This window comes from bacterium, assembly GCA_016708025.1.
Classification (GTDB): Bacteria; Zixibacteria; MSB-5A5; order GN15; family FEB-12; genus FEB-12.
Genome location: JADJGQ010000003.1, coordinates 408,879 through 419,339 on the forward strand (window position 1 = coordinate 408,879; position 10,461 = coordinate 419,339).

8 protein-coding genes are annotated in these 10,461 nt (G+C 53.5%); 3 read left to right on the forward strand and 5 right to left on the reverse strand.

Annotation, left to right across the window (positions count from 1 at the left end; all coding sequences use genetic code 11):
* The first annotated feature begins 68 nt into the window (after positions 1–68).
* A complete protein-coding gene (locus tag IPH75_13020) occupies positions 69–950 on the forward strand; it encodes a caspase family protein (protein MBK7142992.1) in 882 nt (293 codons plus the stop codon).
* Between the two features lie 578 nt (positions 951–1,528).
* Here the strand turns inward: IPH75_13020 and IPH75_13025 are convergent.
* From IPH75_13025 to IPH75_13045, 5 genes are all read right to left on the reverse strand, one after another.
* A complete protein-coding gene (locus tag IPH75_13025; protein MBK7142993.1) occupies positions 1,529–2,488 on the reverse strand; it encodes a hypothetical protein in 960 nt (319 codons plus the stop codon).
* Positions 2,489–2,682: 194 nt separating this feature from the next.
* Positions 2,683–4,083, reverse strand: a complete 1,401-nt coding sequence (locus tag IPH75_13030) for a S8 family serine peptidase (protein MBK7142994.1) — start codon at positions 4,081–4,083, stop codon at positions 2,683–2,685.
* Positions 4,080–6,821, reverse strand: a complete 2,742-nt coding sequence (locus IPH75_13035; GenBank protein MBK7142995.1) for a CHAT domain-containing protein — start codon at positions 6,819–6,821, stop codon at positions 4,080–4,082. The genes IPH75_13030 and IPH75_13035 overlap by 4 nt, the downstream gene beginning before the upstream one ends.
* Positions 6,800–7,369 carry a hypothetical protein gene (locus IPH75_13040; GenBank protein MBK7142996.1) on the reverse strand — a complete coding sequence of 190 codons (570 nt, stop codon included), beginning with the start codon at positions 7,367–7,369 and terminating at the stop codon, positions 6,800–6,802. Before IPH75_13040 ends, IPH75_13035 begins: the two co-directional genes overlap by 22 nt.
* A gap of 32 nt (positions 7,370–7,401) precedes the next feature.
* Complete coding sequence (locus IPH75_13045; GenBank protein MBK7142997.1) at positions 7,402–7,971, reverse strand: sigma-70 family RNA polymerase sigma factor; 570 nt, start codon at positions 7,969–7,971, stop codon at positions 7,402–7,404.
* 358 nt (positions 7,972–8,329) lie between these two features.
* On the opposite strand from IPH75_13045, the gene IPH75_13050 reads away from it, so the two are divergent.
* Together IPH75_13050 and IPH75_13055 are read left to right on the forward strand one after the other, a co-directional pair.
* Positions 8,330–9,355 (forward strand): hypothetical protein, encoded by a 1,026-nt coding sequence (locus tag IPH75_13050; GenBank protein MBK7142998.1) that lies wholly within the window; start codon positions 8,330–8,332, stop codon positions 9,353–9,355.
* A 329-nt stretch (positions 9,356–9,684) separates the two neighbouring features.
* The gene (locus IPH75_13055) at positions 9,685–10,335 is read left to right on the forward strand and encodes a dienelactone hydrolase family protein (GenBank protein MBK7142999.1); all 651 of its coding nucleotides are present in this window, start codon (positions 9,685–9,687) and stop codon (positions 10,333–10,335) included.
* The last annotated feature ends 126 nt before the right edge of the window (positions 10,336–10,461 follow it).

The window sequence follows — 10,461 nt, forward strand, 5'->3', positions numbered from 1 at the left end:
TTGTTCGGCTCTGGGGTGAACTCCCTCTTTATCACTCATTCATCAATAACCATCAAGAGAGGTTTCACATGAAAAGGCTACTATTGCTGTTGTGTATGTTGGCCGCAATCTCGGCATTTTATGGTTGCTCAGATAATTCGCCGGTCACTGGACCCGATGAAGGGGCTAACACGCCCGGTACGCTGGTTCAACGCCCGGAATTCGTCGATAACCGTCCCGAAGCAGTGAAACTTTCATTTACCAAGTTTGGTATCGTTTCTGAAACCGTCGACCGTGAGGACCCACCGGCAATCTCAGCCGCCGATCCTAACCCGACTCCGGCCCACAAGTATGCGTATGTCATTGGCATCTCTGATTATGACGGCACGACTAACGATTTGACATATTGTGATGATGATGCCCGCGATGTCATTGCATTCTTGACGAGCCAGGGATTCACTGTGCGCAGTGACATTGACTACAGCGCATCTTCAGCCAATATCCAAGCCGGACTGATCTGGCTTCGTGATGCCGCCGTAGCCGGCGACGAGATAGCTTTCTTCTATTCCGGTCATGGCACCAAGATTCGCCCGACCGGTGGTTCGAGCATTATCTCGCGTGACCTGTACTACCTGACCCACACCTATGTCATGGGGTATCTCAATGCGGCCGCCTGCACCAAGAAGACCATCAATCTTGATGCCTGTGTGATCGGCGACTTCCTTGCTGACTGCAAAACCGGCACAGTACTCTCCACCGCGTCAGTCTCAAAATACTCCTACGATGCACCTGACCTGCAGAATGGCGCCTGGACCTATTATTTCCTTTACGGTGCCACGAACGGGGGCTTGATATATAATGAAGCAATTTCCACCTATGCCGAAGTGAACATGAAAGCATGGGCAACGGCAAATAAACTCAAAGTTGATCCATCGCATAAGGATCTGTATACCGGCGATCTGGATATCTAATTCCTACCGGAACACGACCGAGTGATGCATGCCCGTTTCCCCGAAAGCGGGCATGCTATTTCTCTGGCGGTATTCACAATACCCCGTGGTAGCCGCTGGCCAAATGGCGGATCGCCCAGGTACTGCGTCCTCGGTTAACTTTTCTCCCCAAAGTGGAACGGATTGGCCGCCCAATATCCTCTGTTGATCAGGAATCTGAAAAGCAGTGTCAACGGCTGGCACAAAGATTGCGGGTTCCAGGCTGTGGGTGCAACACAGCGGAAGCCGGGCGCGCGCCCGGCTTGCCTTTTTTGAGAACAATTTAGTATTCGCCTTTCAGCTTCGATCCGCCATCGTCCACGCGAATCCTCCCATCAAGTTTTCTCATTCGGATATCAGGTAGTCTTGGAATATTCACGGAAAGGAGGACAATGGATGCTTTGGAATAACGGTCTCCGTTGCAGTCCACCTGAAGATTCAATCTGTCTTGGGCTAAAAGAGAAACCGGGCCAGTAGTGGCTGGCCCGGTCTTGCGGTTCGAACTTGCCCGTGCAAGTCCAAGGTAACGTACCCTTCCTCACTCAAAGAAGAACCGGGTCTTACATCTTCTGCATCTCGGCTACTTTCCAGACTTCCTCTTCGTAAGGCTGGATCTTGACCGTGACTGCATCACCCACCAGAAAATCTTCCAGCGTCAATGCCTCACCTGCCGCATCAAGAAGCTTCGCTCCGGGACAGACCCAACCCTGGATCGTCTGATCGGTAAAGGTGATGTTACGGGTAGTATAGTCAACGGTTGCAATGGTCGTCTCGAACTGAGTGCAATCAGCCTTGGGCTCGCAATTGGCGATCTTTATCTGAACTGCAAGAAGCGTCGTCGGATCTACCATGATCGCCTTAACCTCGACAACGTCACCTTCCGTAAGGTCGGAGAGGGTGAAGTAGACGCGGTGATCGACAGCGTTCCCCTTACCATCCGGGCTGTATTTGGCCGCTGCCGGTTGTGTCTCTTCCATTTCCGGCTGGCCTTTCCACTCCTTAGTGACGCCAAAGATCAGAGTGTTTTCGTCCACCAGGATAATGTCAGACTTGCCGGCGACGGTAAATTGGCCGAGTGCGTAGTCAATGGTCACGATCGTATCGCGGAAAGCAACATCATACTTCTCGCCTTCGGAGCAGATCCGAATACGCGTGGCATAGACATTCCCGTCCTGATTGCGATCGCCATGTACTTCAGCGGAATCGCCTGGCTGAATGTCCTCAAACGGGATCGGCGATTCATTGTTATTGTGGAAGCGCGTGACCTGGCAATTCTGCAGAGCTATGACCGTGTCCGGGATCCCGGCAAAAGTCAGCATCCGACGAATCTGGTCCACCGTTTCAACGCGGGCTTTTAATTGCTGTTCACCAACAGCGGCCGCGAATGCGACTTGAGAATCAAAACTCTGATCAGTTGAGTTCGAAGAAATTGAGTCGACCGGCGACTTGTTGCAGCCGACGACCACCAGCAACAGCAGCGCCGCGCTCGCCACCATCATGCGGATCCATTGTGATTTCATAAATTCATCCTCCAGGAAGATGGTTAGTGTGCCCAGCAGTTATGTTTATCTATCCTGTACCGATCAGCAGAGCGTTGGATGGTTCGAATCGTTCAATAATTGGCGAGAAAAATGGGCTGACCTGTCCATATGCATAAAAAAACCGGAGTCTGCTGGGGACCCCGGCTGGTAAGAAAGTCGCGGCTACTCCGCGACTACGGACAGGAAAGCGGTTGTCCCATGGTCACATGGGCTATGATGATCGAGAGGTCGGTCAGGTCGACCCGACCTGAACAATCGAGATCGGCGGTGGCAGTAGCCGGCGTTTCCACATACCCGGTCAGGAAAGCGACCATGATGGAAAGATCCGACAGGTCTGAGAGACCATCACCTGACAAGTCGCCAAGTACCGCGACTCGCAGGAAATTCAGTGCAGCAAGCGGGTCAAGTAAACCCGAGCCAAGGAGTCCGACATATTCAGGATTTAAACTGTCGATATTTCGAGCGGAAGCCATTAACGCAGTGTCGAGTTGGTCAATTGTATACTCCGGATGTTCCTCCAGTACCAGCGCCGCTACTCCCGCGACAAACGGAACTGCAAAGCTCGTCCCATTCCACCAGGCATAGATCGAATCAGGGTATGGACCATACACCATTGTACCAGGAGCGCATAGATCGACCTTGGTCCCGTAGTTGGAGAAATCTGCCTTGAGACCTGCCGAGTCAACTGCCGCAATCGCCAGGCAATAGGTTCGCTCTGCAGGGAACGGGAAGATACTGCCGAGGTCGGTGGAATCATTTCCGGCTGAGGTTACCACCAGTACATTGTTCTGGTGAGCCAGTTTGAGCGCCTCATCCAGGGCATCATGAAACCCGACCATTCCCAAACTCAGACTGATGATCCGACAACTGTCAGTGACCGCCTGCAAAACCGCATCGGCAATCGAATACCCATCTCCCATACCGGATGAGTCAAGCACGCGGTACACCATGATATCTGCCTGTGGAGCTACAAGCTTGAGTATACCGGCAATGAATGTGCCGTGGCCGGACATCGCACCACCGGGTATATCAGTCGGATCAATATCACCATCGACAAAGTCCCATCTTGGGACCACCAGCCCCGGAGTGCGATCAAACTCCGGATGTTCAAAATCAACTCCAACATCGAGGAGGGCTATCCTGACCCCGTCACCCGTGCTGATTGTCTGAGCCGCGGTAAGACTCAGGGTCGTTGCTGATAGTTGCGTCGCAATGTCACTGCTGAAATTCTGATCCAGGAATGGTGAACTACTTTGTAGGCCCTCGGGTACAGACAAAAGAAAGTTGGGATTACAGAAAAGTACCCCTTCCATTTGAGCGATTTGCACCGCCAGCGATTCAGCATCACCACCCGCAGGAATATTCAACAAATAGCAGTCGGTGCTCTGCTGATGACTTTTGACACTGGTTCCAAACTCGGCATTAATAGAGTCAATACTGAACCCCGGCAAGAGTTTACAAATCACCTCGTTCGGTTTAAAGCGAATGTGATCCGGCGGGCCTTCCTGAGACTCGGCCGTCTGCGCTCCAATGATCAGAGCGCAGAGAAGGATTAGAATCAGACGGTACTTCATGCCGACCTCCAGGTAGAGTCTGCGCCATAGACGGCAAACGCCGACCAGTGTGTGGCAGACGGATTGTGCTCTCGCACTAATTGAGAAGCCTGGGCGGCGGAATCACTCGCCGAGGCACCGGAGAAATATCTATGGTAAAACGTACTCATCCAGAGTGCAGTTGACCGATCACTCACCGGCCATCGTGCGGCCACCACGGTTCTAGCTCCCATCTCCAGAAGCGATCGGACAATACCGGTCGGCTCCTCGCCCGGCAACGCCACTTGTTCAGCGCACCGACAGGCCGCCAGAGTTACCAATCCAACCTCACATTGCTTCAATCGAAAGTCGGCGGCAAAAAGCGGGCCATCTTCCAGCATGAGGAAGGAATAGAAAGGATTGTCTGCTCGAAGTTCCGCATGGCCGATAAAGTGCCACAGGCCGGAAGTCCCATGCGACGGCCAATCTGCCCTTCGGCACGGATCAACGATGGTAAATGATGACTTCGCTTGTTCCCGAAGTGAAGTTACTTCTTCCTGGACGAACTGAAGGTCCGCTGCTGGACCGCAGAATATGGTCCCTGATTGATCGCTTACCGCGACCCGATTGGCGCCATGGAAGTGACGGAGACTTGGTGAAACCAGGAAATTGAGGTGTTCTCCCAGTAGACCGCCGCCGTTCTGCAGAGCCGACCACGGAACATTGGCCAACTCGCCATCAGGCAACACTAACACCTTTTGATGTTCTGAGCTAACCTCCAGAGGCGCCCAGAGCCAGTCTCCAAGATCTTTCCATAATTGCGACTCGGCATGCAGCGAAGAGGCCGGATCGATCTGCTGGCGGTATAACTCCCCTTCCAGCAGAAACCGCCATCGTTCCATATTGGCGGATAGGCGACTGACTCCCTGCTCAAAGCGGATCGAACGTGCCTTTCCGTCCTCGTGGACTATCGCCACAATATCCGCGTCATCTATGTGATACTGTACAATGGGAAACTGAGAAGAAGTGGTGGCAAAAAGAGCGCTGATCTGTTCGATCGAATTGTCCGCGCCGGTACTTGATGTATTCTCGATTCGAGCCAATGATTCACGAGCCTGCTGTTGCAAGCGGCCGATCTGCCGGCTTGCAGCTCCAGAAAGCGATTCACCGCGAACGCGGGTGTCGCTGGATTGGCGCACTACAAACGATATCTGCTGGGCGAGAGCCGACAGACTCTCTTCCACCTGTCTGCGACCGGAGTGGGACAATTCTCGAAGCGGAGCCCACAGCCCGACTGTTCGAAATCGCTCTGACCAGCATGCAGCCAGCATCGGATCGGATTTCAGGTAGCGATTGACCAGCCTGGTGTGTGGTGCAGTTTCACGTCGCGCAAAAGTCGTACGTAATTCCACCGGCGGAAGTTGAGCGCGCACAGAATCGAGGCGATCGGCAGCGCGACTCCAGCAAGCCTCCGCCTCAGCCAGCCGTCCACTATCAAAGGCTCTATCTCCGAGTGAGGTTTGCCAGAAAGAGTACAATTGCGGTACAAAGCGGACCGCCTGATTCTGACGAAGATCACGTAGCAATGTGGCTGACACCTGCGTCGACCAATGCAATTGCTTCAGGTCACCCAGTGCTTTCCAGTACGGGAGCTGACTTTTACTAAACCAGCGACGGGCCGTCAGAAGGTTGGCTTTCCCCTTCTTGGTCGATGGCCCATCCAGTTCAGCGGCCAGCAAATAAACGGCCCCCAGAAACCCGGCATTACTGTCTTGAAGGAATCCAGTCAAAGCACGTCTCAGTGCGGCTCGTGACTCCGGCATGTTCTTTACCGCAAAAGCCGCCTGCGCGCGAAAGAGCGCTGCCTTGGATGATTCATATCGCAGTTTGAGGTTTCCAAATAGTCGCTCGCTTTGTCTCGCCGCTTCCATTGCTTCGGAATACATGGCGAGATTGAGATACGCCTCTGCGCGATCTAATGAGCAGAGCGCTTCCCCCTTTGGATTGCCGGCTTCGCGGTACTGCAGCTCACAGTTGGTGAGCCCGAGCAAGGCAGAATGTAATTCGCCGCGCAACATCTTCAGCCAGGCCTGCCCGTAGCGAACGTCGCAGGCATCGACCAGGTATCCTTCTTTTTCCCACAATTCCAGCGCCGATTGATAGACCTTCTCTGCCGTATCCAGATCAAACAACTGGACCAGCGTGTTGGCACGATTGTAATAGCACCGAGCGGTGGCCGCATGATTTGGCGTTTTTTCGAAATACTGCGACGACAGATGATAGAGATGCTCCGCTTCCCGATGGCGATCCTGACGATGCAGTAGATTGCCGTAATTCACCTGTGATTGTGCAAGATCCGATTCTGCGGAAAGCTTTCGAAAGGTTGTGATGGATCGCAGGGCCGCCCGTCGAGAACGATCGAAATCCCCGAGGTACATATATACATCTATTAGAGCCCGGTCAATGCGCGAGCGCACCAACGGGTCGTGCCTGGCCAGAACTCTCGCCTTTTGATACGCCTTCAGCGCATCAGCGTATGAGCCGCTCATATGAGTTAACCGGGCCAGAGCCCTCCACGAAGCCAATTGCATTTCTGACCCAAAGCTGGCCGATCGACGCGAAAACTGGCGTGCCTGGGCCAGTCCCTTCTTGATCGAAACACGCGTAGTCGCCCCAATGGCACGGTCGCACCACAACGCCAGCTCGCGCTCATTGAGCGCGCCCGTTCGACCTGTCTTGAGAAACTGAACTGCTGTATCTAAGGCTTTGGCATCTTCCACGATAACTCCGGTGCCTCTAAGACCAAATTGCCTGCCGTCAGGATTAATGACCGCGGTGGCGTCTTGGACGACCATTGGAAGAAACCGTCTCCGTCCGGCTGCATTCTGTTGCCGCCGACCTCCAGTCGGCACTCATCAAGCGATGTCCCAGCCGCTTGCGCGACAAAGGACCACTGATGCGCTTTCTTTTCGGCGCGGATCTCCAGAATGATCGGTGATGCTTCAAGTCGAAGTCGCCGCTGGGTCAGCGGGGCTGTGCCACGAACACCGGCGGGAGCCGGTAGGGCCCAGGAGTCAAACGTTAGTTCAGCGATCACCCGTCCAACTCGTTCTGCCAGTGACGGCTGACTTGATGCAAGCGAGATCGCCTTGTTTACCCATGCTGTCGGAGGCTCTGGAAGTGCGATCCTCCCTGCCATCCGATAGTGGGTCAGCAATCCCAGTTCGATCCGGCACTGCTCGCAGCTGTCGAGGTGGGTCAGATCGTATCCTGGTTTCCCCTGCGCAACTTCAAGCAACTCTTGTCTCGTTAAATGTCGGTTGGTCATTGGTCTCCTTCCGCTCTGACAAGCAGAGTCACTTACGGGCAGTTCCGTTCCTGCTCGAATCCTAAATCGGACAAAAGTTGCCGTAGTTTCTCCAGGCAACGTCGACGCTTCGCCCCGAGCGTGTTGGGCGCTAAGCCCATTTCTGCCGCGATCTGGTCGTAGCTGTAGTCTGAGTCGGCGAAGAAGAAGAGAGAAAGTAACTTATTGCATGGTTGGTCGATCTGTCGCAGAGCTTCTTCAAGCTGGGCCTGAAGCTCAAGCTCCTCCATGACTTTGTCCGGGAGGGCTTGGGTATCCTGCATTTCGGTGGCCGGTTCAGCGTCAGCATACCGGCGCCCCATCCGTTGAAGATGCATCGCTTCTCGTCGGGCCGTCGTAATGAGCCAGGAAGAGATGCGAGAGGGATCATCCAATCTATGGCGATGCTGAAAAAGTTGAGACCAGGTTTGTTGGAAACAGTCGGCTGAATCGGACTGCGAAAGGCCCATGAAGCTGCAGATCGAGTAAACCAGCGCCTTATATCGTAAGACAAGAACCTTCCACGCCGCCTGATCGCCGGCTTGTATCTCGCGCCATAACTCAACATCGCTCTTTGTCTTCATGGTCAACATAATCCACAGTTGTGCACAATCGTAAGCTAACTGAAAAGACGAAGATGACAAGCGCGAAATCACTCTCTCCCCGGCCGGAGTAACGTCCTGTTCAAGAGTTGTACACAATAGTGAAGTTTTTCGGAACGAAACTGGAGTCTCTTATCTCTGCTCATCATATGAGTTTCGGTCAATCAGGTAGATCATAACGGTATCCACTGATACACAGGAAGGGAGGTTACCGGCGAACACCTGACGGTATAGACGGGGTCTCGTCTGCCTGGCTGGATCTGTCTTCTGCAGCTCGGACCAGTGACTTCGGGATTCCCAAAACTCACTCAATTGCTAGCATCATAGGAAGGATCACGCTATGAGACGCACGCGTCTTACTATCCTCACAGTGGCCTTTTTGACCATGGTCGCGACCATGTCTTTCTTCTGGATCGGTTGCCAGCAAGAACCGACCTCATCACAGATCTCCACCGCCGGCAATCTGCCGGGTGACCCGGTAGCCATAGCAAAAGTCATGGTGATCCAGGATCGGATCACCGATGAACTGCTTTCTGTCCCTAATGTTGTCGGGACGGGAACCACCCTAGACGCCGAGGGGAATCCGGTGATCGTCGTTTACACGACCGGACCGCTGACCTCTGTCGGCAAGATCGCCTCCGAATATGACGGTGTTCCGGTGATGTTCGAAGAGACCGGCCCGATCACTGCCTTTGGCCTGACCGGAAACTACCGACCGGTCCCGATCGGCGTTTCGATCGGCAATGTCGGCGAGTGCGCCGCAGGCACGCTTGGCTGTGTTGTCTACAAAGGCTCAACACCATATATCCTCAGCAACAACCATGTATTGGCGAGAGAAAATTACGCCGCCATTGGCGAGGATATCAATCAACCTGGTCTGTATGACACGAAATGCGCCCTCAATACCGCTGACAAGATCGCGGATCTATCCGACTTTGAGCCGATCAAATTCGATGGATCTGATAATTATATAGATGCTGCCATCGCGCAGTTCTCGACCACCAACTTCACGTGCGCTACTCTTTCCACCTACTACGGCTTGCCCGGTGCCACTATCGTAACGCCGGCCGTCGGGCTTGCAATTAAGAAAGTTGGACGCACAACATCATTAACCACGGGGACCATCACCGCGATCAACGTGACTGTCAATGTCGGTTACACCCATGGCACCGGCAAGTTCGTTGGACAGTTCATGACTTCCACGAAATTCACGAAGTCCGGTGACTCCGGTTCTCTGGTGGTGACTAACAATACCAGCGAAAATCCAGTCGGACTTTTGTTTGCCGGAACCAAGACGGGCCAGGCGATCTGTAATCCCATTGGCACAGTCCTGTCTCGCTTCTCGGCGACCATCTGTACGCAATAAGCCCCCTGTTTGTCATTCTTTCCACGGCGGGAGTTCTCCCCTCCCGCCCCCGCTTTAGTCGCCGCAGATAGTTCAATCCTGAGCGAACATCTGCGGCGACATTCTTTCTCCAATCGATTGAGATCGGATAGATGCGTTGCCCATCATAACTTTTTCTGTACACGGACGAGATAGATTACTCAGACTGTCATTTCCAACCATTGTTTTGATTCCCGTGGTACTGCCCTGGATTGTCACATTTCGGCCCAATCCTTCCAACGCCCCTTGCATTTTTTCTGACTGATGACCTAATTGACTTCGATAGTCCACGTGTACTACTGGAGGTTAGAATGTCGTCGCAACAGCCTGAAGGATTTCTCGCTACTCCCACGACCACCAACGGAACCGCGGTACTGGTTCTGCATGCTTGGTGGGGGTTGAATGACACGATGAGAACCTTCTGCAATCGCCTGGCTAAGCACGGTTTTGTCGCATTTGCCCCGGATCTGTATCATGGCAAGCTGGCCGAGACCATTGCCGATGCTGAGTCGCTGAGTAGTGCGCTCGATGCTGATCAAGCGAGGATCGACATTCGTGAGGCTATTCACTACTTGTTGCAGCAGACTAATCGACCGGACAGGGGCTTGGCCGTGATCGGATTCTCTCTTGGCGCCTTCTTCGCATTAGAGCTGTCGGAAAGAGAACCAGAAGCAATTGAGTCCGTTGTCGTTTTTTATGGGACGCGACCGGGAGACTATTGCGGCGCGAAAGCAAACTATCTCGGCCACTTTGCAGTAACTGACGAGTTCGAACCAAGCACGGAAGTCCACAATCTGGAATCATCTCTGCGCAATGCAGGTCGACCGGTCTCCTTCTATCACTATCCCGGAACAGGACATTGGTTCTTTGAACCTGACCGCATACAAGCGTATGATCAGCCGGCGGCCGACTTGGCATGGGAACGAACCCTCTCCTTCCTCCTCAATCCCGCCAACTCCTAGCAAAATGCTTTCCGAGGTTTCTCTTGATATCTCGGGTTTTGCGGGCCGACATTGCCCATGGAAAGAGAGAAATGGCTCCGGAATCATTCTTCTCTGGGACTCAGCAGGTAGCGCTAACTTGGTTAA